This window comes from Pseudomonas sp. 67(2021) (assembly GCF_017491835.1).
GTDB lineage: Bacteria > Pseudomonadota > Gammaproteobacteria > Pseudomonadales > Pseudomonadaceae > Aquipseudomonas > Aquipseudomonas atacamensis.
Genome location: NZ_JAFGYL010000023.1, coordinates 63,785 through 86,928, shown reverse-complemented (window position 1 = coordinate 86,928; position 23,144 = coordinate 63,785). Strand labels below are relative to the sequence as shown.

Below are 23,144 nucleotides of genomic sequence, written 5' to 3'. Positions count from 1 at the left end.
ATGCGCTGAGCCACTGGCTGCTCAACGTCAGCCTTGGGAAAAAAATGTGATCCGAGCAAGAAAGCCAAAGCCGCTGCGTTTGCAAGCAAGAGGGTGCTGTTCATGGCACGACGCTCCAAATTGTTCTTTTTGATAGAACAGGCATAGCAGCCGCCGTGCCAACAGTGTAACGGCTGATAAGTCCTTTAAAAACAAGGGTTTGGTATGTTTTTTCCGGCGACGCTGATTGCAATCTGCAATGACCGCATTTCCGCGCAGTGCAATTTGCCCGGTAAAAGTTCCCGCAATCTTCCAAGGCGCTTGCCTACACTTAAAAAGCCCTACGGACGACATGACAAAACAGGGGCTGGCCGTTAACATGCACGCCGTCTGTCGCACCGTGTACAGGACGCGTCGATCAGTGTCTCAGTAGCTCAATTGGATAGAGCATCCCCCTCCTAAGGGGAAGGTTGCAGGTTCGAACCCCGCCTGGGACACCATATAATTCAACGCTCGCAGCCATTTTTTTAATTCGCGGATGGTGGCTGTGACAGCAGCATGACAGCGACAGGCTTTGTAGTCGGCCTTTTTTAGTCTGTGATCGGGTGACTATTTCTCCAAGTTCATCGAGCGCATAAGTAGCCCACGCTCGCGGGTGTACGCGCCGCGGATCTCTTCGCTTACAAACTCATCTTTCTTCGGTACGGCTCTTTTAGGCAGCTGCTCGTCTGCATATTGTTTTAACTGCGGAAAAACCCATTCTTTGTCCGCCGGGTCGGTAACGTTGTCCTTGAAAATGAAGATGTCTTTCTTCAGCGCTTCCATCCGAGCGATCAGCCGACTTGGATCAGCAGCACCAGATTCGCGCTTGATGAAGTCGATCTCATCGACGATTTTTTTCAGTGTTCCACATACGCCGGTTCGTGCTTCCGTACGCAACACGCAATCATGGCGAGATTTCGTCAGAAACAAGCTTTCTGATACCGCATAATCCGACACTCGCTTCGAGTCTGCTGCAAACAGCTCTACACCCTGCCGGAAATCAGGATACTGAGCTATCCCCGCGTACAGGGTCCCCAGTATTGTGAGATAAATTTTGAGCGATCCTTCCTTGAGCTCAACTTCGGTGCCGACGTCTTTGTAGAGAAAGAACTCCGCTCTCACACCGAGAAAACTCTCCAACTCTGCTTTGAGGGCGGCCTCGTCCAAGTTCTCTGGCACAGGGTCAATGTGTAAGTACGCTTGGCATATGATGCTTTTGTTGATGTAGTCGGCCATTGAACTTCCTTTCTCTTGGGCGGAAAAGCATTGCTCAACACATTAAGGGGCTAGTCCATCATTTAGCAATCGCTGCGAGGTCTCGAATGCGGAGAACCGTCGTGGTCGAACAGCTGGCGTGCCTGGCTGTTGCGCGAACGCCCAGCCCGGCGGCGAGCAGTTCCGAAACACGCTTGTGCAGGTCCTCATCAATTGGCCGTCCCTGGTACTTGCCGGCCGCTTTCGCTTTCTGGATGCCCTGAGCCTGGCGCTCGCGGCGCTGCTCGTAATCCTTGCGTGCGATCGCCGCCATCATCTCCACCAGCATGGAATTGATCGCGCCGAGCATTCGGCCAGTGAATTCGTCGCCCTTGGTGTCCTGCATTCCCTGGTGACTGGTTGGTAGATCAAGCGCGACGATGCGTAACCCCTTTGAATCGATAGCCGTCTTGAGCTTCTGCCAATCCTCCATAGGAAGTCGCGAGAGGCGGTCTATAGACTCAACCAGCAGGACGTCACCCTTTCGCGCATCTTTGAGCAGGCGCAGCAGCTCAGGCCGATCTGCCGAGGCGCCGCTGGCGTTCTCCAGGTACACGCTTGCAATGACCCTATTGTGATCGCTGGCGAATTGCTCGAGCGATACCCGGGCGCGGCCGGCGTCCTGCTCTTGTGTCGATGCTCGAAGGTATGCGCGGATGAACATGATGTGCTGTCCGTATCAGTTAAGGTGTTCTACTAATACTGTTGCACTTTGAGTGTCACTTATCAAGCGAAATGCGAGAATAACGACGAATTTGCGCGTATCAGCTCAGGCATACCCTAATGGCTATTTGCTTTTATTGCTGATTCCGGTAATTTAAGCTAACTGGGTTTTCCCAAATTCACGGAAGATTTTAATGATTATTAAAAGTTTCAAAGCATCAAAAGTTCATGACTACTATGACTTCAATTTTGAGTTTTCGAAAGAGCTTAATTTTCTAGTTGGCATTAATGGTACTGGTAAAACTAGTGCGCTAAAATTAATGCAAGCTGCTCTGTCTATTGATTTGTCTGTTCTTCTGTCGACATCTTTCAGTTCTCTTGAAATTAAAGTTATTGATGGGTTGAAAACGTTTACTTTCTCGATACGTTCTACCATCGACAAGATGTATTTTTCATTAAATGGGAATGATTTTATATTTGAACGAGTCGATCTTTTTCGTACGAGTCAAGGAAGCCCTTCTGCTGCTATGCAGGAGTATGTAGAAAATAACCGGTTGGAATTAATCAAGAAGGCTGGCCCTATATTGCAGGAGTTTATGTTCGCAGGGCGGCCAATGTTCTTAGGCCTTGAGCGACGCATGGGCCGCTTTGATGATGATGATCGTCCATACGAGATGTGGTCGAAAGATGGTCAGCGTAGGATGATAAAGTATTCGCCAAAGGAGACGTTAGAGGGGCTTGAGAATTGCCAGCGGCTCGTTGAAAAAGCGTACATGAATTACCGGCGTGCTAGCGATGGACGCGTTGATCGGCTTTCAAACGTAATTATTGAGTCAACTTTTGAATACATTGAGTTTGATCCTGCAATGATTGAGGATCCAACTAAGAACCCCTATATCGAGTTGTATTCGCTGCAGCAGCGAAAAAGTGAAGTTGAGAAATTTGTTAGAGATTTGGGCGGGTCTGATAAAGTGGTTGCGCAAATTGATAGTTTCTTTTCTAAGCTTTCTGGGATAGTTGGAGATAAACAAGGTCATAAAGACGCGTGGAGCTTCGAATGGTTTTTAAATATGGCGCAAATTCAACGGATTCGAAAAATTCTCGCTGAGATGGATCGTCAGAAGAGGTTTGCCGAACGATTTTATGCGCCGATTAAAGAGTTTTGCGAAACGATGAACAGCTTTCTGCGCAGTTCGAGAAAGGAGCTTACTGTTGACTCAGTAGGAAAAATTAAGATCTTGCAGGGAGGTAAGAACGTAGATCTTCTCAGCCTCTCCTCTGGAGAAAAACAGCTCTTGATTTTGATGGCTCACGCTAGGTTCGGCTCTATGAGAGGTCGAACTTTTATTGTTGATGAGCCTGAATTATCTCTGCACATGCGATGGCAAGAAATGTTGGTCGAAGCGTTGATAGCGGGAAATCAAGACAATCAGTTTATTTTTGCTACTCACTCACCAGAAATAGTCGGATATCACACAGATAAATGTATTAGCGTTGGTTGAGGGAGTAACCCATGTTAGAGCGGAGTTCAGCGGCAAAGTTTGCGGTTTCAATATTTTATGAAAGTTTTAATGACTTTGATGTTTATATTGAGGATACAGCGCCAGGCTATGCAAAAATCTTCTCTTCTATATTGTCTAGAGCGATGGATGGTGGAGTAGCGCTCGAGAAGGTTTTTCCTTTAGGTGATAGGAATGTGGTAATTGCTGCCGCTAGGAAGCGACTACAAAATCAGAATAATCGATGCGCAGTTTTTATAGTTGATGGTGACTTATATTTACTGGCGGGCGAGCGAGAAGAACTGCCACAAAACTTAGTGGTCTTGCCAAGGTACTGCATCGAAAATTTCTTGTTTGATGAGGAAGTTTTGGTAAGTATCATGGATGAGGAACATTGTTCTCTCACCGCAGAAGTTTTAGCCAGGCAATTGGATTATTCGGGTTGGTTAAATAGGTCGCGTGAGGCTCTGACATTGATATTTCGCGCATTTGCTATTGCACATAAACTACACGCGGAAATCCCCACAGTGTCTCGTGGGTATAAGTCTGTGTGTATGAACGGTTCGGGCGAATTGAGTTTGGAAAAGGCGCGCGCAATTGAAAAAGAGATTATAGATGCGTTAGTAGCCGATAAGGGGCTGCCGGCTGTAGAAGAAGCGATATCTTTCGTAGAGTCAAAAATTAATCATGATGAATGTTTTGTAACAACCTATGTGTCAGCTAAGGATTTTGTGCTTCCATTAATGCTAGTACGCATGAGAGCACTACTTGATAGCAATGCGAAAAATGTTAGCTTAAAAATCAGGATGTCCAACAAGTGTTCTACAGGGCCGTTTAATGGTGTAGTTCGTTCAATTAGAAATATTTTGACCTCTCAAAAACTGCTTGTGGTTGACTGAGAAATAATATACTTGCTTTTTGAACGCTGATCTTATGTGTTGGGCGAAGACTCCGGCGCTAAGGATCACCGAGATTATCGCGATTTTCCGTAGCAGTATGGTATGGGGGCGTCGGATGGAACACTCTTCTAATGCCCCAAATCAATAGCGCGAGCTCCCCGGCGATGTTAGCGCTTTGGCACGTTTACTCAAACTGCTGCAGTTATCGAAGCACATATAGTTTTGTTCCGATGATTAAGAAAATGAGTCAGACTTTGTCCTCCGCAAATATCGAGGCTGAGATAATTATTCCGCCCCAACTGCGTTCGCCAATGCAGATCGGAACTGGGTTGCCGCTAGCCGTAGTGTTCTTTGCACTGCCAAAGGCGTAGGACGGCGCGTTTTCGGGGGATACACTTTGCTTTAAGCCGGTAGCTTGCGGGCTTAGCATCTGGATGACTCCCCCCGCTGCAAGCGCAATACCTGGTGTCAGGGTCGCGCCATTCGTTACGGAGCTCATAGCAATCAAAACAACTCCGAGCACTGTTTGAAATAGACCTGCGCGCTTGCTGCCGGTGATCACAGGGACGATCCGGATCTCTTGAGCTCCACCCAGCGTCAGCTCCTTCTCGCCGACGTTTTTCCGATTCCGGAACACAGCGAACTCAAGACCTTTCCGTTTTGCATCAGCGAGGTACTTCGCGAAGCCTGGGTGGTTGACGTCGATCGCTTTCACAGCCTCCCGCGTGTCGCCAGTGGAAAGCTCGTAAATGTGTTCGCGCCCAAACAGCTTGCCGGCCGAACCGCCCAGCAGGATTCGTGTTTTGGTGCCGTAGTTGGTGGCCATTGCCATGGTTTACTCCTTGGCGCCCTTAGCGCTCTTGTTGGGTACTTCAACGCCCAGTCTTATGGCGAGTAGCGAGCGCGACATATGCGCCTGGTCGACATTCACCTGTTCGTGCCGCGGGTCGTAGTTCCAGATCCGGTCGTAAACTCCTTGGTAGGCCCTGGCACCCCGGAAGGTGCCGCGCAGAAGGTCGGCCGATACCCGGGCTTCGTCCTCGGTGAAGAACGGGCCGTCAATGGTCACCTTCTGGCCGTCGAGGACGTGCTGGACATCCCACACGACGTAGCCAGAGTCAGGGCCTTGTTTCAGCGTGTAGGGTGCAAAGCGGGTTGTCTTGCACGCCTCGGCGAAGCGTTCCTGGTAAGTGGTCAAGGTATTTGCTCCCAGTTGGCGGCCGCACCGTGACGGCCGCATTCGAACCGCTTACGCGGCTTCGGATTCTTTCTCTGGGGCCTCCGGCCCGCCTCGAGCTGGGATCTTTTCCAGCCAGGCGCGCAACGCTTCTGAGCCGTCACAGCCCGACCGCCACTTTTCGAACCGGCCCGCGTAACCGGCCGAATTCGCAACCATTCCACTGAGCGCCACTCCGACCTGAGAGGTTGTGGCAAGCACATCATCGTAGACGGCCAGCATTTGACGGAGAGCGTCAATGTCTTCTGCGCGAGAGGCGGCGATGCCCGCCCGGTATAGGCTCGCTGCTGCTTCAGAGTTGAGGCCGGAGAGCATCGGATTTGCTCTCAGTATCGCTTCGACGATATCGGGGTGACCACCCCGGCGCGCCTCGGACATCAGGTTGCGGCGCTCCTCCGGACTGAGGCCTCGCACAAGGGCTCTCAGTTCTTGGTCTGCGAGAAAGCCTGCGATATCGCTACTCGCTCGCGGAGTGACAGGAGAGAAGCCTTGGGTGACGGTTTCGGCCAGGGTGAGCATATCCTTCGCGACCGACTGCATTGCAGGAAGTAGGGCGTCTGTTACACCTGCGATTTTCTCTTTGCTCAAGCGCTCGATCGCGGACGAGTTGAAATCTTTGTTTTCCCGAATTGAGACGATTTCTTCGCCGAAGTCTTTGAAGGTCTCCAGCGCCAGTGTCTGAAGCTGACGAGCTGACTTCATCAAGCCGCCGGCTTGCCATACACCTTTGGTCCCATCCGGACGCTGGATAGAGAAGGTGTGAGCCTCAATGCGAGAGTGCTCATATTCGGAGTAGTGGAGGTTGGCCAGGCTGACCTTGAGAACTGAGCGTTTGCCGATTTTCATTGCGTTACCTTTGGATTGTTTGGGATAGAGGTAGGGCGGTCGAGGATGTAGAGGCGTTGAAAACATCGAGAAGAGAGACTTCCCCGATGGCGGCGGCACCGCCGACGGCTTCGGCGTTCAACTCGTCCATCAGCTGGCTGATCTGCCGAACGTCGCTGCTAAATTGGGAGTCGCCGGCCGCCTGCTTCAGTCGGGCGATTTGGTTACGGATGTTCATTGCGCGCCTCAACGATCCGCTGGTAATGCTCTGCAGCGTGCTGCTCAACCGAGACACCCTCAGGAGGCCAGGTAACGATCCAAGCCCCTTCCTCGGGTGCGACGCGCATATCGAGAATGCCGACTTGAGCTGTTCGGCCGGCGCGCTCAATTTGTCGAGTGTGAAGAATGATGGCTTTCGCCATTTGCTCACCTTGGTCGCTATCCATCTCTGCGAAGGGGAAGAACAGCGATACATTCCGCCCCTGAATTCGATAGTCGACTTGATGCCCAGCGGTTTTCGGAAATTCTTCTTCCGCTTGGATCTCTCTGGTATTGGCCCGGATCACCGCAAGCACGATCAGCAGCACCGTCTCATCGGCCGCTCCGATCTTCTGGGCGATCCTTTGCAGTTCTGCTTTCAATGATCTGATGCTCATTGCTGCATTCCCTCCATTTGCGTGCGGAGTTCTTCAACGGCCTTCTGAAGTTCGGCGACCTCTATCACCCGGGAGACGGCGCCCAAGCCTTCGATGAGGGACTTGCCTTGGTCGGGCGCGAGTTGTCCGCCGGCAACTGCACGCATGATTGATTTGGCTGCGCTCGGTAGGTCCGTATCGTCGAGTTCAAATTGCACCGGCTCGGAGGTCGGTTTGATTGGCGGGACAAGGCGTTCAAGGATCAATCGGCAGGCTTGCATATCGCCCTTCTTGGCAGCGGCGAGCACCTTCTTGGTAACTGCGCCAGCACCCTCGGCAAGTCGGGCGCGAAGCTCCTGTGTTTGCCCGGAGCGCCCACCTGGATTCCCTGACTGCCCGGGCTTCCATTTCCCGCTCTTGTCGCGCTCAGTCATGCGGCGGGCGATTCCATGGCAATGACCGGTTTGTTTTCCGCGAGCGCGATGAGGAGGGCGGATGCCTGGATGCTTCCTTCGCTGGCAGCGTCGCGCAGGCGACCCCACGCCGCGGCTACCTCTGAGCGAGTCGGTTTGTGTTGTCGACCTCGAGCGGTCTTGGCTGTGTTCATGGGATGGCCTCGAGTGGATTTAAATAGCTTCAAACCCACATTAGGCATGATCTGATTTTATATCCAGTGTTTTTTGGGTGCACCTCAGGTGCTACACGGAACGGGACGGAATGGGACGGAAATTGTTGGTTTTGGGGGATCGAAAGAAGGATTTTTTGTTGCAGTAAGTCGATAGTAGGTAAAGTGATACAGCTGCCTAGGTGAACGCATCGTTCACCCTCAATCTGAGGTCGGATAATTACGGGGAGGTGGCGGGACTTCCTCAATTTGACGAACAACCCCCAGTGGGGGAAGTTGAACGATCCAACCCCCGTTGGGGGCCGGACCTGCCATCCCAAATCGGTATGACAGGTGTCGCGACACGTTTTGCCGGATCTGAAAACGTGTCGCGTACTTGATGCATCCAGATTTGGATGCGTCTTCCCCCGTTGGGGGGCATCGCCAGTGCCTGCTCCGGCCTGCTGTCAGGCGGCTTGCGGCCCGTGTCACTCAGGGATCAATAGCTCGTTGTATTTCTTGGGTACCAACGCAATTTCGCCCCAGGCAAGGTGCTCTACCCCAATCCCACTGCCATTTTTTGTGATCACGCCGTAAAACATGACGATCCTTTCTACTGAGGTGTCAGTGATATTCTTGGCTTGGCAAAATCCATCCGGCATTTTCACCGTGAAATCACCCGCACCTGGGCCGCAACGCAAGCGGGTCATCCGAATAGAGGTGCTATAGCTTCCAGCATTTTTGCTTCGGAGAATCTTCCCGTAATAAAGCTTGGGCTTCTGGGGTTTGTCGAGCACGCTCCGATCAAGGTCTGCTACATCCGTGAGAAGTTCTGCGAGCTTCACTGCGTGGATTGCACCCGGAAGGACAAAGTATTTGTCCTTGTTTTTTTCGAAGTTGCGGCACATACCTGCGACAGTCGTAATTTTGCTAGGAAGCTCAAAAGACTCGCCTTGGTGCCTCCCGATAGGGACATCCGATACCGGGCCGTCCAAATCTTCTACGGGGGTCTCGTCGTATTCTTCGCTCGGCCCGAGGTCGATTTCGGGTCGTTCCTGAAGGAACTCTTTTACGATAGCCAGGTGTTCGTGCTCGATCGCTCTTTTCGCCTCTTCCCATGTGTCGTAGCGCTTACCGATAGGCTTCTTGGCCCTCAGCACACATCCGACATGACTCCATCGCTGAAGATGCCGGTAGAAAGGGTCACGCTGATTTGTGAACAGGTCTTTCTCTTTGGGGGTGCGCTCGACGTTGGTGAAGCATCCGGGGCAGTACAAGGCGCCTCTCATCTCCTCCTCATACTCATCCGGTGCCACTCGCCTGCTTGCCTTCAAGGCCTCTCGGTTTCCGCCGTCAAACTTCCACCCTGGTAGGTGGTGTGCATAAGCAATTTTCCGTTTGTTCGCCATCGATCATTCATCCATGTGGGAATGATCGCAAATAGCCACACCGAGCAGGCCAAATCAAGTCAGAAGACAGCAAATGCTACTTTAGTTTAACGCGCTACCTCGGCTTCACCGGCTGATTGCTGCGAGTCGCATCCGGCAGGCTGAGAGCTATTTTCCAATCAGGAAGGAGACGAAGGTGCTCACACACTGGATTTTCGTGATGTTCATCGGCGGCCAGCCGGTCATGACTGAGCAAAAGGCTTCCGAGGCTGACTGCAACAGAACGCTGGCACGCGTAGTAGCGCTGGCGCGAATCCAAGGAAAGGATGCCATCGGCGCCTGCTATCTTCGAGCGACATCGGATGCTTAATCGTACGTTCGGGCCGCGCAAAGATACCAAACCATCTCAGTGAGACCAAAACGTCAAACGTTGCGATATTTCACTGTAGAAGCTTGGATTAGCAGGGTTTATCACTGCATATGGAGATATCCTGAATTCTGAGGACATCTCCCGTAGTCTATATGTCGATCATCGATTGCGATTACCTACCGGACGCATCCGAAACCAAATTCCCGCCCGAACTGGCGCTGCTGATCGTGCGCAAGGCCGTATCGCTTGCCGGCGCCTTCGAGCAGCAGGCGCTTGATCAGCTCACCAAGGACGCAGCCTCAGCGCTGGCCGCCGGCGCCGATCCGCGCCAGGTCATCAGGCAGATGCGCCTGTAACTCCCACCGCTGGTGGAAGTCTGGGTGTTCCACCAGCGGTGGCGCATCGAGGTTTCCGCCATTGGAGTAAACCTCCCCACCCCTTTTACGACCTTCTCGCGAAAGTGTCGGCAAGCCCGGCAGATGTGAGCAAAAGTCCGCGCATTTGTGATGTGCTCAGTTTTGAGCGCATCTTTCCCCAAATTTGGGGGCTGCAATTATTTTTCACCCTCCCTCTTGCGTGACTGCTAACGATGATCCATTATTGGTCCGTCGTGACTGCTAACGGAGGTTGTTGTGAAGAGAGAGGAACCGAAAGGCCCGCTATCTGCGGCCGATCGCCAGAGGATTTACAAAGAGCGTCAACGCGAAGCTGGTTTTAGGCAAACAACCGTATGGATTCACGGTGAAACCGAGGAGGAGGGTAGGCAGGCAGCGCGAGACGGCAAGCCACTCAAGCCGATGGGCACGAAAGACCCCTTGAGCTGGGCGGCGGGCTGGATCAGCGAGAAGGGTAAGGATTAATCGGCTGAACATTTAGCTGATCGAGACGATGGCTCAGATCCGAGCCATCACAGAAAAGGTGCCAACCCGGTGTGCAACCACCGGGCCGGCTATCGCACGACACAACTTGAAGGTACACGTCATGCAATTTAAACAGAGTACCATCCAAATTTTGGATGCGCACGGCCAGATCATCACCACCATGGTGCTGCCGGCGAACATCAAGCTGGCTCAACTGGCACCATTGAAGATCCTCGGCGATATCAGCGTGAAGGTCTTGCCGGGCGCTCCGGCTTTCAAAGGACTGAGCGTAGGGGGGGTGCTATGACCTCCGCCGACAAGTCTGTGCACAACGTCGCGTCTGATGCTTTCGAGCAACTGAGGGGCTGCAAGGAGATCCTGCAGCAACTGGAGGCGCTGATGGTCGCCCTCAAGGATTCCGCGCCGCAGCATTCCAACCAAGCGCGTCTCGCCTCGCTCGGTGCGTTCGTCGCAATGGATCATGCCAACGTCGTCGACTGCTTCATCGAGGACTACGAGCGCTTGCTGGAAGGGGGCGTGCAATGAATCTGCAACCCTACGGAATTCAGCCGGAGTTGCTTGGCCAAGCCGTGCTCACTAACGAGCAAATGTGCTCAATGAACTTCGCCAGAGAGGAATTCGACAAGCTGGCTCGCATCCTGTGCCCGCTGCTGGATGTCATGCTCCTGGACGAGAAAAACACGACCGCTTCCGACATTGCCCGTCACATCGAGCAGATCCGCCTGTTCAGTGGCAACTTCTGTTGGCGGCATCGTCACCTGGGCGCATCCCATGGTGTGGTTGGAGCTCGCGAAGGGGTTGACTGAGCAACTACGAAACTTTCGTTGTATCGAAGGCACTACCCTGCAACGGGGTGGTGCCTTTTGCTGTGGGAGCGACACCCGGCGCCGATCGTAAACTATCGACCTTTGTCTTTCTCAACCTGATAGATCAAATCCTTCCGAACCTCTTCCGCGCAAGGTCGACACATCCCGATCTGCGTCCAAGACAAGAACTCGACAACCAGGAAAGTGAAGCCTCCGGAGCGCTTACATTTGCCTGCGTGCTGATGGCTACAGCGAGCTTGTTTGTAGGTCTTCGGTCCCATTCTATTAACCCTGGTGGTGGTAATTTAATAAGGGTGGGATTTTTTCCGTTTACGTCCCCCTCTGGAGGCCCCGATTTTGTTGAAAAGTAGTGGGAAAAAATCCCAGTACTACACCACTTCAGGAAAACAACCGGACGCAACCGGACAACGTCGGCTTGAGGACTGGGAAAAAATCCCAGTACTACGCGGAAAAATTCCCACCGAAAAACTCGAAATCAGATGAATTTGAAGCGGGGCGGACCAGGGGATATTTCGAGGTCTTTCCCGGGGCAGTCATCAATCGCGGCCCAGGTGATCGCGTACAGTGCGCACCGTGCCATTCCCTGCTCTCTACCCCCCTTGCGACTTTCCCTGGTGCGAACTATCAGGCCGGCATCCATGAGCTCGGAAAGGGCAGAGGCGAGCGTTTTAGCGTCCATCGGCTTCCCTTTCGCAATCATCGAGGCCGTGCAGGACAGGTCGCCGTTGTTGCGGCCGTTATAGTTCCTGGCCAGTTTGATCAGCACGGTAACCGCCTTGGTCGACAGGTTGTCGAAGGCGTCACTGATCAGCAGTCGGTAAGGCAGGGCCAGCACTCGGCCGCCGCCAAAGTCGACTTTGTATTTTGTCTTTCTGGCCATTCAACGGCTCACAGGCAGGCGCATGGGGTGTCCTAAAAAACTAAGGAGACCCCATGCGAACTCTGGTTTACGACGCTTCGCGCAGAAGGATGTACTTGGCGACGCGATGAGGCGGACGGCCCGGCTCGGTGGACTGATGCGTCCAGTAGGTGCGGATTTCATGCCCCTTTTTCCTGAGGCGGCGTATGGTGCTGGGAGGTTGAACAATATCGAGCGCTTGAGCTGCCTCAACGGAGGTTATTGGCCCGTTTCGCAATGCCTCGATCATCTTGCGGTCTTGCTCGGTTGAAGAATGGCGTGTCATAGTTTGCCCTTCACGTTGGTGCTATCCAGTGTGTTTTCGCTCTGGCGGTGCTCGAACACCGTCAGGGCAACTCTCAGCGCAATCCCGTGCGCAAAAAAAACGTCCTCAATTCTACGACTCACCGAGCACCCGCTTTCGCTGCGCGCTCGATCCAGTTCTTCAGCTCGGTGACCAAAATCAAGCGGCGTTTGCCCAACTTGAAGGCCTTGAGTTCACCCAGAGCCATTACTTCATAGATCCCCGACCGAGAGTACCCGGTCATTCGCGCCGCTTCTTCGACGCTAACGGAGAGGGGGGGTAAAGCAGATAATTGCGACATTGACGACTCCTTCTGGCGGGTAAGGTTGGTGCCAGTAGTTGCAGTCTATACTTTCAAAAACTAACAGTGCAAGCAAATGCTAGACGAACTCGTATTCAACCGGATTGACTAGAGAATGCGAGTCAAGCAAGCTGTACCTTAAAGGTACAAATGAAGAGCAGTGGGAATGGCTACCAAAACGAGCAAGCGGACTGGCGAGACGAGCACCACGGTAAGTGTGGGCATCAGAATTGATCCGAAAATCAAATTCGCCCTCGATATAATAGGGAGGCTGCAGAAGCGTTCGCTGACAGCGGTGATTGAGTGGGCAATACTCAATGCTATGGAGCGTGAGTATCTCGACGAGAAAACCATCCTTGCTGAGGAAATCGACCGCATTTGGTCCACGGACGAAATAAATCGGCTTGTCAATCTTGCGGAGCGGATGCCTCAAGCATTGACCTATGACGAATTAAGAGTGTGGGAAACCATTAAAATTTCGCCATATTTCTGGGGCGTGAAGGAGGGCGTAAGCCTTTATCCGCACAGGCTGAACGTGCCGCGTCTCCGCGAGAACTGGGAAGAACTGATGGAGCACGTAGATGAGAACAAATCAAGCAGCTACGTGAAGCAGTTCTATGAACCCATTCCCTTTTAAATTAGTTCCACCGCCGCCGCCTTGGTCTCTGGCGCCAAATGGGCATACCTCAACGTCATCTTGATATCTGCGTGCCCCAGCAGATCCCGCACCGTATTCAGGGGCACGCCAGCCATGACCAGGCGTGACGCGAAGTCATGGCGCATATCGTGCCACCGGAACGCCTCGATTCCGGCACGCTCAAGCAGGCCTTGCCAGGAGCTTTTCACGTCCTCCAGGCGGCCGCCGGATTGGCTCGGAAAAACGTACTGAGACTTTCCGGACTGCTTTTTCCACTCCTCAAGAACGCTGAAAGTCTCCTTGTTCATCGGGATATGTCGTGTGTCGCTCGTTTTGGTGGTGGCGCCGGCGGCGGTGATCGTCTTCGTTTGGAAGTTCACCTCCGACCATTTGAGGTCGAACAACTCGCCGCGCCTCATTCCGGTATTCAGCGACACCAGTACCATTGGCTTTAAGTGATCTGTGAAGGGCGCTTCTAGCAGGCTGGGGAACAACTCCTGGCCGCGGTCAGCCCGCCACTTGTTGGCGGTCTCTCGTTCGGTCCGTGCTTCATCTTGGCGTGCATCCAGCGCCTCACGCAGGCGCTTGTTCTCATCGGCGTCCAGATAACGGACCAGCCCCATGGAGTCAACTTTGAGCGCCTTGAGCTTGTCCATCGGATGGACGCTGATGTACTCCCATTCAACGGCCCTACTAAATACGCCGCTAATGGAGCCCATTTTGCGGTTGACCGTTGACGCCTTGTTGCCCGACTGCATCCATCCGGTGCGGATATGCTCCAGATCGCGACCTGTGATATCGCCCAAGCGCCGATGCATGATCGTTTCGAAGTTGTTGTCGAGTGTGTGCAGGGTCTTTTCATAACCCTTGTGGTGCGCCTTGAACCACGGCATATAGGTGTCGTCGATGAATTCGCGCAGAGAGGGCAGGGCGATCCCCTTTCGGCCCTGGGCGACTGCCAATGGTTCGCCGTGGGCGTGCGCGTCGGCCAGGTACTGGGCGGCCTCGGTTCGGGCTTGGTCGAGCGTTAGAACGCCGACGCGACCCAAGGTGGCGTTCTTGTTGCGCCCCCAGGTGACCATGTACGACTTGTGCCCGCTGGGGAGCACACGGATGAAGAACCCCGGCTGCACGGTGTCATGCACGCGGTATGCTTTCGGCTCGGCAGCCAGGTTGCCGATCAGTTTTTGGGTGATTTTGGTTTTCAAGGGTTCGACCGTGACAGCAGGGTGACAGCAAAAAACACTATACCGTTGTGTTCCGCTGTACTCAATGGAACGGAATGCCCTTTATTTGCTGGCGCGGGCCTTTGTTTGTGAGCTGTTTTTTGACCCTCCTAAGGGGAAGGTTGCAGGTTCGAACCCCGCCTGGGACACCACCTCTTCAAAAAACAAAAAGCCCCGTCGCACTTGCTCGTGCGGCGGGGCTTTTTGCGTTGGAGCGCTGGCGAGCTTTACAGCAACTCCGAACGGCGCAACGCCTCGATGGTTTCAATCAGGTCGTCGTACGCCACCGGTTTACCCAGATGCTGATCGAACCCGGCTTCACGGGACTTCTGCATGTCGCTCTGAGTGCCATACCCGGTGAGGGCGATCGCCGGTACGTTTTTCACCAGCGGCAGCTTGCGCATTGCAGCCATCAGTTCATAGCCGGTCATGACCGGCATGCCGAGGTCGGAGATGATCAGATCGTAGCGCGTGCTCTCAGCGGCTTTCAGCGCTGCCACCGGATGATCGAAGGCCGTTACGTCGGCGTCTTCCATCTCCAGCAGCAGCTTCAAGGTCTCCAGCACTTCCGGCGAGTCGTCGACCAGCAGAATACTCAAGCCATCGAGCTTGCCGGAAACCGGTTCAACCTCGGCTGTTGCAGCGGTTTCTTCGACATCAGTCGACAGCGGCAGGCGAACGGTAAAGGTACAACCGGCGCCCAGCCCCGGCGAAGCAACCTTCACCGTGCCGTGCTGGGCTTCGGTCAGTTGCCGCACCAGTGACAGGCCGATGCCCAAGCCTTCACGTTGATGGTTGGTGTGCTGTTTTTCCGCCTGGCCGAACAGATCGAAGACGTGTTCGAGGTTTTCCGCAGCGATGCCGACGCCGTTATCCTTGACGTCCAGTTGCGCCATTTTCCCGCTCTTGCTGGCAATCAACTCAATGCGCCCGCTCGGTGGTGTGAACTTCAAGGCATTGTTGACCAGATTCCAGATGATCTGCTCGACCCGTGTCGGGTCGGCATGAATGATCAACGGTGCTTCAGGCAATTGCAGGTCGATGCGCGTGGCATGCTGCTCATTGAGCACTACCGTGTGGATGTCACGCAGAACCGCGCTCAGATCGACACGCGCCAATTGCAGTTTGAGCTTGCCGGTGCGCACCCGTGCTACATCAAGCAGGTCGTCGATGATCCGCGCCTGACTGTTCACCGCATCGCAAATTGTGTTGACCGCTTTGGTCGCCGGTCCGGCGGTGCGGATCATTGGCAAACGGCGCAACAGTTCGGCGTTGAGCTGAATCAGGTTGAGCGGGTGCTTGAGTTCGTGGGACATGACCGCGAAGAACTCATCACGCAGGGACACAGTATTGCGCGTCTGCGCCAGTTCCTTGCTCTGTTCATCCTGCTGGCGCTTGTGCCCGGTCAGGTCGCGGGCGATTTTCACATAGCCTTGCAAGCGGTCGCCGCTGAGCCGGGTGACCTCGCCGCTGCAGAAGAAACGGCTGCCATCCTTGCGCACATGCCAGCGCTCATCCTCCGAGCGCCCGTGCTGACGAGCCGTGGACAATTCACTTTCAGCCATGCCGGCAGCACGGTCTTCGGCTGTGAAGATGAAATCGTAGTACTGACCTTCGGCCTCGTTTTTGCTGTGGCCAAAGATCAGTTCAGCGCCTTTGTTCCAACTGGTGATCGCACCCATTTCATCGAGGATGATAATCGCGTAATCACGCGTACTCTCAGCGACCAGACGCATGCGTTCCTCGCCCAGGCGCAGCTCTTCCTCGGCTTCGCGGCGCTTGCTGATGTCGATGAAGGTCAGCACGGAGCCGTCGATATGGTCTTCGCTGGAGCGATAAGGCAGCAAGCGGGCGATGTACCAGCGGTTATCGGTACTGTTGACCTCGCGTTCGATCATGTTCAGCGATTCGAACACTTGCGCCGCGTCCTCGGTCATCGCCGGGTAATTCAGACGATGGGTGATATCCAGCAGTGAACGGCCAGTGTCTACCGGCAGCATGCTGAAGATGTCGGTAGCGCGCGGCGTGAACCATTTGATGCGCATGCTGCGATCGACGAACACCGTAGCAATATCAGTAGAAGCGATCAGATTGGTCAGATAATCGTTGATCTTGTCGGTTTCTTCGACTTTGGTCTTCAGTTCGTAATTGACCGTCAACAGCTCCTCATTGATTGACTGCAACTCTTCCTTGCTGGTCTCGAGCTCTTCGGTGGCCGAGCGCAGTTCTTCGTTGATCGCCTGCATCTCCTCGTTGGAAGCCTTGAGCTCTTCGCTGGAGATTTCCGACTGTTCGATGGTGTCCTGCAAATGCAATTTGGTGCGTTGCAGCTCACGTTCCAGATTCGAGAGCACTTGGCTTTCAGTCTGCAGCACCGTGGTCAGCGCCTGCTCGTGCGCGTCGATCTCCGTTTCATCGAAGGTCACCAGCACGCACTCGCTGTCGAAGTCGTCGTCCTTGTACGGCTGCGCAATCAGCGTGATGCGGTACTGACGCTCCTCGCGCTTGAGCAGCACTTCACGCGAGCGCACGGTAAGGTTGCTTTGCTGCACCTGGAACAGCGTCGTGCGGATTTCCAGGCGCAGTTCCGGCAGGATCAGCGTCAGCAAGTTGCGTGACAGCTCGCCGCCGACATGCCGCAGGAAGCGCCCGGCGGCTTCGCTCATGTGAAGGATATCGGCGTTGGTGTCGACGATGATGCTCGGCGGGGCGAAGCGTTCTATGGCGCGGCGGTGGATATCGGCAAACGACAGCTTGACGGGCTCGATGGCTTTCGATGGCGGTCGGGAAACGCTGGTGCGCATGTAACCGCCACGCGGCATGGTCGGGGTGCGGCGGCTGTTCGCGGTGCCGGTCTTGGCGCGGAAGATGCGGTTGCGCTTGTCCACGGGCGCGAACAGTTCATGGCAGGCATCGGCGCTTTCCGAAGTGCCGAGAAACAGGAAACCACCCGGTCGCAGGGCGAAGTGGAACATCTGCAGGATTTCCCGCTGCACCTCGCGATCCAGGTAAATCAGCAGATTGCGGCAAACGATCAGGTCGATTTGCGAGAACGGCGGATCGGACAACAGGCTGTGCTTGGCGAACAGCACTTTCTCGCGGATTTCCTTGCGAATCCGGTAATGCTCATTGTCCTTGACGAAATAATGCCGAAGGCGTGTTGGCGGTACGTCGGTGACGATGGCTTGCGGATAGGTGCCGGCGCGGCCAGTGGTGATCGCGCGTTCGTCGATATCGGTGGCGAACACTTGCAGGTTGGCCTTGCTGCTTTGTACCTGCATCTGATCATCGAGCAGGATCGCCAGGCTGTAGGCTTCTTCGCCGGTCGAGCAGCCGGCAGACCAGATGCGCAGTTCTTCTTTTTCCGACGAGTCGGCAACCGATTGCACCAGTTGCGGCAGCACATCGCGCTCAAGGGCTTCGAAGGCTTCGCGGTCACGGAAGAAGTTGGTCACGCCGATCAGCATATCGCCGAGCAGGGCCTTGGATTCTTCCGGGGTATTTTGCAGGTAGTCGTAATAGGCGCCGAGGTCAGACTGGCTGGTGACCTGCATGCGCCGCTCGATGCGGCGCAGCACGGTGGCGCGCTTGTAGTGTTTGAAATCGTGACCGGTGCTGCTGCGCAGGTACAACAGGATTTCATGCAGGCGTTGTTCGGCGATCGACGCTTCGTGTTCGTTTGCAGGCTTCAAGGCTTTCAAGTCGGGATCATTGGCGCTGGGTAATTTGATGTTCTGAGAGTTGCGCCACAGCTCCATCAGTTTCTGCGGCATCTCGACCACTGGCAGTATCAGATCGACCATGCGCGTCTCGATGGCGGCACGCGGCATGCCGTCGAACTCGGCGTCTTCCGGCACTTGCACCAGCGTCACGCCACCCTGTTCCTTGATTCGCGACAAGCCCACCGCACCATCGGAACCGGTGCCTGAAAGCACCAGGCAAAAAGCCCGCTCGCGATGCACATCGGCCAGATCGCGGAAGAACAGGTCGATGGCAGTGTGGCGCGCTTGCGGTGAGCCAGCGGGGCTGACGCGCAGGTAGCCGTCATTCATCGTCAGCGAGTGCGCCGGAGAAATCACGTACACGCAGTTCTTTTCGATCGGCACCGGCTGCGTCACTTGCAGCACCGGCATGCGCGTCGATTCCTGAATGATCTGGTCGGCGATGCTCTGGTGATCGGGCGACAGGTGCAAAATGATCACGAACGCCATGCCACTGTCCTTCGGCATATGCTCGAAAAACAGCTTGGTCGCTTGCAGGCCGCCCGCCGAGGCGCCGATGCCCACCACGGGGAAATTCAGGTGGCTGGGTGTCAGGTCCTTGCGTTCGGGCGCAGAGGGCGAGGCAGGGGTTTTCGAGATCATCACTTCGGCCTTTTTTGTGGCGGTACAAGCGTATCGCGGACGTCCGGGGGCGCAGGTAATTGAGCAGAATAAACCTCATTTGCGAATCTGCCTGCACTTTTGAAGGACAAATGTGCTGTCTGTGTTTTTGACATCCGGTGATTGGCAACCGTGCCGATTAATTTTCCGGCGTGATGATCGGTGGTCAGTCGTCGTTGATTTCGACTTTGCCAAGGCTCCCACTGACCTCGGTTAGATGCCGACGGCCGAAGACTTCGTAGGTAGTCCCGCTGGCCTCTACGCCCGGCTTGCGCACGGCCAGTTGGGCGAATAACCCAGTCTTTTCGCTGTAACTGCCGAACCAGTCAATCAGCGCCCCGATGTAGCATTCGCCGCCGATCATTACCGGCAAATCGGTGATCTTTTCGATGGTGTAGTGCCCTGGACCGTAGCTGTAGTAATCGTCTTCGCCGGCGCCCGTCGGAGGAATGGGGCAAAGGGGCGCGTCAGGGTTTGAGCCCGATGCGACTTTCGTTGCCTGAGTGATGGCGTGGTCGAGTGCCGCGCGCAAATCCGCTTCGAGCGCATAGGTGCTGGTGCCGTCTTCCGTATGTTGCGTGGTTGGCACTTGCAGGGAGTAAGCGTAACGCACAGACACCGTCGGTACCTGACGGTTGATCTTCAGCGGATTGAGCAGGTACAGATTATCGACACCATAGGCGCCGTTTCGGTAAGCGGCATAAATTCTGTCGTGAAGCCTGATCCAGCTGATTGCCTGATTAGCGCCACGGTCGTTGGTGTAGAACAGCGAGCTTTCCGGCTCGACCGATCTTTTGACGAACCGCTCGCCCGTGCGGCGCCAGGTTTCCACGTAGGTGAACAAGCCGGTGCCGCCTGCGTATGTGTCGACGATAAGGTCGCGCTGGCCATCATTGTCCAGATCCAGCAGTGCGTAAGAAGTCCGTCCGGTCTCGGCGGCGCCTCCGATGCTTGAGGCTTTCAATGCTTGCCACTCATCCTCGCTCACGCCTTTGGGACGCGACTTGGGGAAGTTGGTTTGCTCGCCGTAACTGTCGACTGGATCGCCCGCGAACGATGTCTGCGAAGACTCCAAAGCCCGTGCGGCCAAGGCATGTTCCAGCGCAAATTCCGGGTGGTTTTTGCTCTCGGCACGAATGCTTTCCTGCAGATCGTTCATCGCCTGAAGATCCACGGCGTCCGGCTGCCACATTGCGGCTTGCGTCCACTGTGCCTGCAATGCTTGCAGGCGCTGGCGGTAGCTGCCATCCAGGCAAGCGACATCGACTGCGCAGGCATTGCGGGTTTTTAGCCAGGCGCGCTGGGTGCGCTTGAGCTCAGGTTGCGTCGCTGTGGCAGATGTCATCAGTTGGCGATACAGCGTGCCCATCTGCGCGTCGAGCTCATAAAGCGGTTTATTCGCGCAAATCGTGTTTTCCACGTCGTTCGCCGCTTTGGTGCAGTCCATTGCCGCCGCACTCATTGGCTGGATAAACAGCAGCAAAAAGGCCGACAGGATGTAGCGTCCCTTGATGTACACGATTCAGTCCCTATGAAAATCCTTGAGCAGGCGCGCAGAGTAATACTCCAGGCAACATTCTTGAAGCACCACCCTCAGGCCCGGGCATTTTTGGCCGATAACCCGAACGGTGAGTTCAGACTCCAGCGAAATCGCTTGATGGCGCATGGCCTCCAGCTATCATCTGCGCGCCTGAAATCGCCTCGGTTCGTTTTCTTCAATTGCCTGGAAATCTTCGATGTCGTCGTATCACCAAAAAAGCTTTCTGATCGTCGATGATTTTTCCGATTTCCGCAGTTCCGTGCGTTCGATGTTGCGTGAGCTCGGCGTCAAGGATGTCGATACTGCCGACACTGGCGAGCAGGCGCTGAAGATGTGCTCGCAGAAGTCCTACGATTTCATTCTTCAGGACTTCCACCTCGGCGACGGCAAGAAGAATGGCCAGCAGGTGCTCGAAGACCTGATGTCGGAAAAGCTCATCAGCCACGAAGCCGTTTTCGTCATGGTCACCGCTGAGACCAGTCAGGCGATGGTGCTCAGTGCGCTGGAGCACGAGCCGGATGCGTACCTGACCAAGCCGTTCAACCGTTCCGGACTGGCCCAGCGCCTTGAGCGTCTGGAGCAACGCAAGACCTTGCTCAAACCGATTCTGCAAGCCCTTGATCGCGGTAAGCCGGTCGAGGTGCTCAATGCCTGTATTGCCCTGTGCAAACAGGACATCCGCTATTCGCCGCTGTGCCTGCGCTACCGCGCCGACGCCCTGCGCGACATGAACCAGAACGAAGCGCTGGAGCGGCTCTACGACGGCATCATTGCCGACCGGCCGTTGCCGTGGGCCTTCGCTGGATTGGGCAAGTTGCTGTTCAAGCGCGGGCAGGTGTCGCAGGCCAAAGAGGTCTATGAAAAGGCCTTGAAAGTGTTCCCGATGATGCCGGCGCTGTATGACGGCATGGCCGATGTGCTGGTGGCCGAAGGCGACAGCAAAGGCGCGCAGCGGGTGCTGGAAGAAGCGATCCGACTGTCGCCATTGGCGGTGCGCCGCCAGGCTTTGCTCGGCAAATTGGCCATGGCCAACGAAGATTTCGAAACCGCCTCGCGCGCTTATCGTCAGGCCGTGGCGCAGGGCGCGCAGTCGCGTTTCAAGGACCCGGAAAGCAATCTCGGCCTGGCTCATGCGCTGATCAGCAAGGGCAGCGATCGCGGCCTCGACACGCGCACGCGGCTGGAGATCAACACCACCCTCAGTGCCGTGGCCAAGGAGAACCCGAGCGATCCCGGCCTGCAAATTCGCGCGCGCCTGATGAAGGCCACCAGCCTGTTGCTCAACGACGCTGAAACCGCCGACAAGCTCACCGAACAAGCACTGATGCGCCTCGATGGCATGGAGCAATTCATGAGCCCCGAGGCGGCGTTGCTGGTGGCCAAGCAGTTGCAGATGCTCGGTCAGGCCGAGGCGGGCACTTCGATGCTCAAGAGCTGCGCGGAGATTTACGGGGATGACCCGGCGGTGATGAAAGACATTGCCAAGCTCACCGACGATCCGACGATTCTCAGTTCGAGTAACGCTGCGGCCGATCTCAACCGCCAGGGCGTGCGCGTGTACAAGACCGGCAATCTGGTCGAGGCCCGCGAGGTGTTCCGCAAGGCGCTCAAGCTGCAACCGAAAAACATCAGTATTGCGCTGAACCTGGCCCAGTCGCTGCTGCACGGCACCGACACCAGTGTGCCGTCGGCGGAGCTGGAAGAATGTCGGGCCTGCCTGAAACTGGTGGGCCTGATGCCCGACACCGACGCGCGGTTTGCGCGTTATCAGAAGCTGAAAAGCAAGGCGTTTGGCGAATGAACCCAATTGATCCGGCGCTGGATTTTTCCACGGTGATTGCCTCCACCGTCCACGACATGAAGAACTCCCTGGCCATGCTGATGCAGGCGCACAGCCAATGGCTCGCGCGTCTGCCGAAAGAGCTGCGCGACGGCTCGGAACAGGGCGTGATCGACTTCGAGTTCGCCCACCTCAACGGCATGCTGGTGCAGTTGCTCGGGCTGTACAAACTCGGCGTCAACCAGTTGCCGCTACAGCCGGCCTATCACGAACTCGACGATTTCATCGAGGCGCAACTGGCCGCGCATCAGGAAGTGTTTGCCAGTCGCGGCATCATCGCCACCTATGAAGTCGATCCGTTGAGCCCGCTGGGTTTCTTCGATCGCGAGCTGATCGCCTCGGTGCTCGGCAACTGCATCAACAATGCGATCCGTTACGCCCGCGAGTCGCTGCTGATTACCGTCAGCGACGAAGCCGGGCAACTGGTGCTGAGCATCAACGACGACGGCGACGGCTATCCAGCAGAGATGCTTGAGCGTCAGGCCGATTATGTCCAGGGCATCAATCACAGCAGCGGCAGCACCGGCCTCGGTCTGTATTTCGCCAATCGCATCGCCGCGCTGCATCAGCGCAACGGCGTGGAAGGGCGCACCGAAATCAGCAATGGCGGGCCGTTGGGTGGTGGGGTATTCAGCCTCTACTTGCCCTGAGGTCTGGTGTAGGAGCTGCCGAAGGCTGCGATCTTTTGATTTTAAAAAGCAAGATCAAAAGATCGCAGCCTCGTTGCACTCGTCAGCTCCTACGGCTCCTGCACAAGATCGGGATTTTTGTGGGCGCTGCTTGATATTCCGAACAGCCGCAGCCTATTTTGTCCGGGTCGCCGTTCGCGGCTCGCACAACAACAAGGATTGCGTCATGACAACCGATGGCCAGGGTTCACTCGCGCAGCGATTGACCGGCATTGATGAGATTG

26 protein-coding genes and 1 tRNA gene are annotated in these 23,144 nt (G+C 55.3%); 12 read left to right on the top strand and 15 right to left on the bottom strand.

All coding sequences use genetic code 11. The features are described from left to right. The first annotated feature begins 402 nt into the window (after positions 1–402). Positions 403–479 (top strand) — tRNA-Arg (locus J5M66_RS23100). Between the two features lie 109 nt (positions 480–588). Here the strand turns inward: J5M66_RS23100 and J5M66_RS23095 are convergent. Together J5M66_RS23095 and J5M66_RS23090 are read right to left on the bottom strand one after the other, a co-directional pair. After that, positions 589–1,257, bottom strand: a complete 669-nt coding sequence (locus tag J5M66_RS23095; protein ID WP_207807945.1) for a hypothetical protein — start codon at positions 1,255–1,257, stop codon at positions 589–591. Between the two features lie 58 nt (positions 1,258–1,315). Further along, on the bottom strand, positions 1,316–1,939 hold the full coding sequence (locus J5M66_RS23090; protein ID WP_207807946.1) for a recombinase family protein: 624 nt from the start codon (positions 1,937–1,939) through the stop codon (positions 1,316–1,318). 193 nt (positions 1,940–2,132) lie between these two features. On the opposite strand from J5M66_RS23090, the gene J5M66_RS23085 reads away from it, so the two are divergent. After that, positions 2,133–3,440 (top strand): AAA family ATPase, encoded by a 1,308-nt coding sequence (locus tag J5M66_RS23085; RefSeq protein WP_207807947.1) that lies wholly within the window; start codon positions 2,133–2,135, stop codon positions 3,438–3,440. A gap of 11 nt (positions 3,441–3,451) precedes the next feature. Then, positions 3,452–4,336 (top strand): DUF4435 domain-containing protein, encoded by an 885-nt coding sequence (locus J5M66_RS23080; protein WP_207807948.1) that lies wholly within the window; start codon positions 3,452–3,454, stop codon positions 4,334–4,336. Between the two features lie 247 nt (positions 4,337–4,583). On the opposite strand, the gene J5M66_RS23075 is transcribed toward J5M66_RS23080, so the two are convergent. The 7 genes from J5M66_RS23075 to J5M66_RS23045 all read right to left on the bottom strand — a co-directional run bounded on the left by J5M66_RS23075 (position 4,584) and on the right by J5M66_RS23045 (position 9,046). Next, complete coding sequence (locus J5M66_RS23075) at positions 4,584–5,168, bottom strand: tail assembly protein (protein ID WP_207807949.1); 585 nt, start codon at positions 5,166–5,168, stop codon at positions 4,584–4,586. Between the two features lie 3 nt (positions 5,169–5,171). Beyond that, the gene (locus tag J5M66_RS23070) at positions 5,172–5,534 is read right to left on the bottom strand and encodes a hypothetical protein (RefSeq protein ID WP_243433051.1); all 363 of its coding nucleotides are present in this window, start codon (positions 5,532–5,534) and stop codon (positions 5,172–5,174) included. A gap of 51 nt (positions 5,535–5,585) precedes the next feature. Next, positions 5,586–6,419 carry a hypothetical protein gene (locus J5M66_RS23065; protein WP_207807951.1) on the bottom strand — a complete coding sequence of 278 codons (834 nt, stop codon included), beginning with the start codon at positions 6,417–6,419 and terminating at the stop codon, positions 5,586–5,588. A gap of 4 nt (positions 6,420–6,423) precedes the next feature. After that, positions 6,424–6,636: a hypothetical protein gene (locus J5M66_RS23060; protein ID WP_243433052.1), complete on the bottom strand. Its 213-nt coding sequence runs from the start codon at positions 6,634–6,636 to the stop codon at positions 6,424–6,426. Next, positions 6,623–7,054, bottom strand: coding sequence for a hypothetical protein (locus J5M66_RS23055; RefSeq protein ID WP_207807952.1), 432 nt, complete (start codon positions 7,052–7,054; stop codon positions 6,623–6,625). Before J5M66_RS23055 ends, J5M66_RS23060 begins: the two co-directional genes overlap by 14 nt. Further along, positions 7,051–7,467: a DUF5681 domain-containing protein gene (locus tag J5M66_RS23050; protein ID WP_207807953.1), complete on the bottom strand. Its 417-nt coding sequence runs from the start codon at positions 7,465–7,467 to the stop codon at positions 7,051–7,053. Before J5M66_RS23050 ends, J5M66_RS23055 begins: the two co-directional genes overlap by 4 nt. A 658-nt stretch (positions 7,468–8,125) precedes the next feature. Beyond that, positions 8,126–9,046 (bottom strand): hypothetical protein, encoded by a 921-nt coding sequence (locus tag J5M66_RS23045; protein WP_207807954.1) that lies wholly within the window; start codon positions 9,044–9,046, stop codon positions 8,126–8,128. Positions 9,047–9,221: 175 nt separating this feature from the next. Here J5M66_RS23045 and J5M66_RS23040 point away from each other — a divergent pair, with 175 nt between their 5' ends. The 6 genes from J5M66_RS23040 (at position 9,222) to J5M66_RS23020 (ending at position 11,082) form a co-directional block, all read left to right on the top strand. Next, on the top strand, positions 9,222–9,395 hold the full coding sequence (locus J5M66_RS23040; protein WP_207807955.1) for a hypothetical protein: 174 nt from the start codon (positions 9,222–9,224) through the stop codon (positions 9,393–9,395). A gap of 152 nt (positions 9,396–9,547) precedes the next feature. Then, positions 9,548–9,751 carry a hypothetical protein gene (locus J5M66_RS23035; RefSeq protein WP_207807956.1) on the top strand — a complete coding sequence of 68 codons (204 nt, stop codon included), beginning with the start codon at positions 9,548–9,550 and terminating at the stop codon, positions 9,749–9,751. Between the two features lie 276 nt (positions 9,752–10,027). Further along, complete coding sequence (locus J5M66_RS27045; protein ID WP_227972879.1) at positions 10,028–10,255, top strand: hypothetical protein; 228 nt, start codon at positions 10,028–10,030, stop codon at positions 10,253–10,255. 121 nt (positions 10,256–10,376) lie between these two features. After that, positions 10,377–10,562, top strand: coding sequence for a hypothetical protein (locus J5M66_RS23030; protein ID WP_207807957.1), 186 nt, complete (start codon positions 10,377–10,379; stop codon positions 10,560–10,562). Then, positions 10,559–10,801 (top strand): hypothetical protein, encoded by a 243-nt coding sequence (locus J5M66_RS23025; protein WP_207807958.1) that lies wholly within the window; start codon positions 10,559–10,561, stop codon positions 10,799–10,801. Before J5M66_RS23030 ends, J5M66_RS23025 begins: the two co-directional genes overlap by 4 nt. After that, entirely contained in the window at positions 10,798–11,082 is a 285-nt protein-coding gene (locus tag J5M66_RS23020; RefSeq protein WP_207807959.1) for a hypothetical protein, read from the top strand. The genes J5M66_RS23025 and J5M66_RS23020 overlap by 4 nt, the downstream gene beginning before the upstream one ends. Before the next feature lie 496 nt (positions 11,083–11,578). Here the strand turns inward: J5M66_RS23020 and J5M66_RS23015 are convergent, their stop codons facing one another. From J5M66_RS23015 to J5M66_RS23005, 3 genes are all read right to left on the bottom strand, one after another. After that, entirely contained in the window at positions 11,579–11,983 is a 405-nt protein-coding gene (locus J5M66_RS23015; RefSeq protein WP_115989108.1) for a hypothetical protein, read from the bottom strand. 67 nt (positions 11,984–12,050) lie between these two features. Beyond that, positions 12,051–12,287 carry a helix-turn-helix domain-containing protein gene (locus tag J5M66_RS23010; protein WP_279381606.1) on the bottom strand — a complete coding sequence of 79 codons (237 nt, stop codon included), beginning with the start codon at positions 12,285–12,287 and terminating at the stop codon, positions 12,051–12,053. Positions 12,288–12,405: 118 nt separating this feature from the next. Beyond that, the gene (locus tag J5M66_RS23005) at positions 12,406–12,606 is read right to left on the bottom strand and encodes a helix-turn-helix domain-containing protein (RefSeq protein ID WP_207807961.1); all 201 of its coding nucleotides are present in this window, start codon (positions 12,604–12,606) and stop codon (positions 12,406–12,408) included. A gap of 166 nt (positions 12,607–12,772) precedes the next feature. On the opposite strand from J5M66_RS23005, the gene J5M66_RS23000 reads away from it, so the two are divergent. Beyond that, the gene (locus tag J5M66_RS23000; protein WP_207807962.1) at positions 12,773–13,243 is read left to right on the top strand and encodes a hypothetical protein; all 471 of its coding nucleotides are present in this window, start codon (positions 12,773–12,775) and stop codon (positions 13,241–13,243) included. Here the strand turns inward: J5M66_RS23000 and J5M66_RS22995 are convergent. The 3 genes from J5M66_RS22995 to J5M66_RS22985 all read right to left on the bottom strand — a co-directional run bounded on the left by J5M66_RS22995 (position 13,240) and on the right by J5M66_RS22985 (position 20,370). Next, positions 13,240–14,451, bottom strand: a complete 1,212-nt coding sequence (locus J5M66_RS22995; protein ID WP_207807963.1) for a site-specific integrase — start codon at positions 14,449–14,451, stop codon at positions 13,240–13,242. The genes J5M66_RS23000 and J5M66_RS22995 overlap by 4 nt on opposite strands. A gap of 245 nt (positions 14,452–14,696) precedes the next feature. Next, positions 14,697–18,833, bottom strand: coding sequence for a CheR family methyltransferase (locus tag J5M66_RS22990; RefSeq protein ID WP_207807964.1), 4,137 nt, complete (start codon positions 18,831–18,833; stop codon positions 14,697–14,699). A gap of 184 nt (positions 18,834–19,017) precedes the next feature. Beyond that, a complete protein-coding gene (locus J5M66_RS22985; RefSeq protein WP_207807965.1) occupies positions 19,018–20,370 on the bottom strand; it encodes a lysozyme inhibitor LprI family protein in 1,353 nt (450 codons plus the stop codon). A 217-nt stretch (positions 20,371–20,587) separates the two neighbouring features. Between J5M66_RS22985 and J5M66_RS22980 the strand changes: the two genes are divergently transcribed. Both J5M66_RS22980 and J5M66_RS22975 read left to right on the top strand, forming a co-directional pair. After that, positions 20,588–22,192, top strand: a complete 1,605-nt coding sequence (locus J5M66_RS22980) for a tetratricopeptide repeat-containing response regulator (protein WP_016773603.1) — start codon at positions 20,588–20,590, stop codon at positions 22,190–22,192. Continuing rightward, positions 22,189–22,881 (top strand): HAMP domain-containing sensor histidine kinase, encoded by a 693-nt coding sequence (locus J5M66_RS22975; RefSeq protein ID WP_016773604.1) that lies wholly within the window; start codon positions 22,189–22,191, stop codon positions 22,879–22,881. The genes J5M66_RS22980 and J5M66_RS22975 overlap by 4 nt, the downstream gene beginning before the upstream one ends. Positions 22,882–23,144: the final 263 nt, after the last annotated feature.

Excerpts from the sequence above, each read along its gene's own strand:
- J5M66_RS22990 (WP_207807964.1), bottom strand. The coding sequence starts at position 18,833 with ATGATCTCGAAAACCCCTGCCTCGCCCTCTGCGCCCGAACGCAAGGAC.
- J5M66_RS23095 (WP_207807945.1), bottom strand. The coding sequence starts at position 1,257 with ATGGCCGACTACATCAACAAAAGCATCATATGCCAAGCGTACTTACAC.
- J5M66_RS23085 (WP_207807947.1), top strand. The coding sequence starts at position 2,133 with ATGATTATTAAAAGTTTCAAAGCATCAAAAGTTCATGACTACTATGAC.
- J5M66_RS23075 (WP_207807949.1), bottom strand. The coding sequence starts at position 5,168 with ATGGCAATGGCCACCAACTACGGCACCAAAACACGAATCCTGCTGGGC.
- J5M66_RS23045 (WP_207807954.1), bottom strand. The coding sequence starts at position 9,046 with ATGGCGAACAAACGGAAAATTGCTTATGCACACCACCTACCAGGGTGG.
- J5M66_RS23055 (WP_207807952.1), bottom strand. The coding sequence starts at position 7,054 with ATGAGCATCAGATCATTGAAAGCAGAACTGCAAAGGATCGCCCAGAAG.
- J5M66_RS23005 (WP_207807961.1), bottom strand. The coding sequence starts at position 12,606 with ATGTCGCAATTATCTGCTTTACCCCCCCTCTCCGTTAGCGTCGAAGAA.
- J5M66_RS23000 (WP_207807962.1), top strand. The coding sequence starts at position 12,773 with ATGGCTACCAAAACGAGCAAGCGGACTGGCGAGACGAGCACCACGGTA.
- J5M66_RS23080 (WP_207807948.1), top strand. The coding sequence starts at position 3,452 with ATGTTAGAGCGGAGTTCAGCGGCAAAGTTTGCGGTTTCAATATTTTAT.
- J5M66_RS23015 (WP_115989108.1), bottom strand. The coding sequence starts at position 11,983 with ATGGCCAGAAAGACAAAATACAAAGTCGACTTTGGCGGCGGCCGAGTG.
- J5M66_RS23065 (WP_207807951.1), bottom strand. The coding sequence starts at position 6,419 with ATGAAAATCGGCAAACGCTCAGTTCTCAAGGTCAGCCTGGCCAACCTC.
- J5M66_RS23030 (WP_207807957.1), top strand. The coding sequence starts at position 10,377 with ATGCAATTTAAACAGAGTACCATCCAAATTTTGGATGCGCACGGCCAG.
- J5M66_RS23035 (WP_207807956.1), top strand. The coding sequence starts at position 9,548 with ATGTCGATCATCGATTGCGATTACCTACCGGACGCATCCGAAACCAAA.
- J5M66_RS23090 (WP_207807946.1), bottom strand. The coding sequence starts at position 1,939 with ATGTTCATCCGCGCATACCTTCGAGCATCGACACAAGAGCAGGACGCC.
- J5M66_RS23060 (WP_243433052.1), bottom strand. The coding sequence starts at position 6,636 with ATGAACATCCGTAACCAAATCGCCCGACTGAAGCAGGCGGCCGGCGAC.
- J5M66_RS23025 (WP_207807958.1), top strand. The coding sequence starts at position 10,559 with ATGACCTCCGCCGACAAGTCTGTGCACAACGTCGCGTCTGATGCTTTC.
- J5M66_RS22975 (WP_016773604.1), top strand. The coding sequence starts at position 22,189 with ATGAACCCAATTGATCCGGCGCTGGATTTTTCCACGGTGATTGCCTCC.
- J5M66_RS23020 (WP_207807959.1), top strand. The coding sequence starts at position 10,798 with ATGAATCTGCAACCCTACGGAATTCAGCCGGAGTTGCTTGGCCAAGCC.
- J5M66_RS22980 (WP_016773603.1), top strand. The coding sequence starts at position 20,588 with ATGTCGTCGTATCACCAAAAAAGCTTTCTGATCGTCGATGATTTTTCC.
- J5M66_RS23010 (WP_279381606.1), bottom strand. The coding sequence starts at position 12,287 with ATGACACGCCATTCTTCAACCGAGCAAGACCGCAAGATGATCGAGGCA.
- J5M66_RS23050 (WP_207807953.1), bottom strand. The coding sequence starts at position 7,467 with ATGACTGAGCGCGACAAGAGCGGGAAATGGAAGCCCGGGCAGTCAGGG.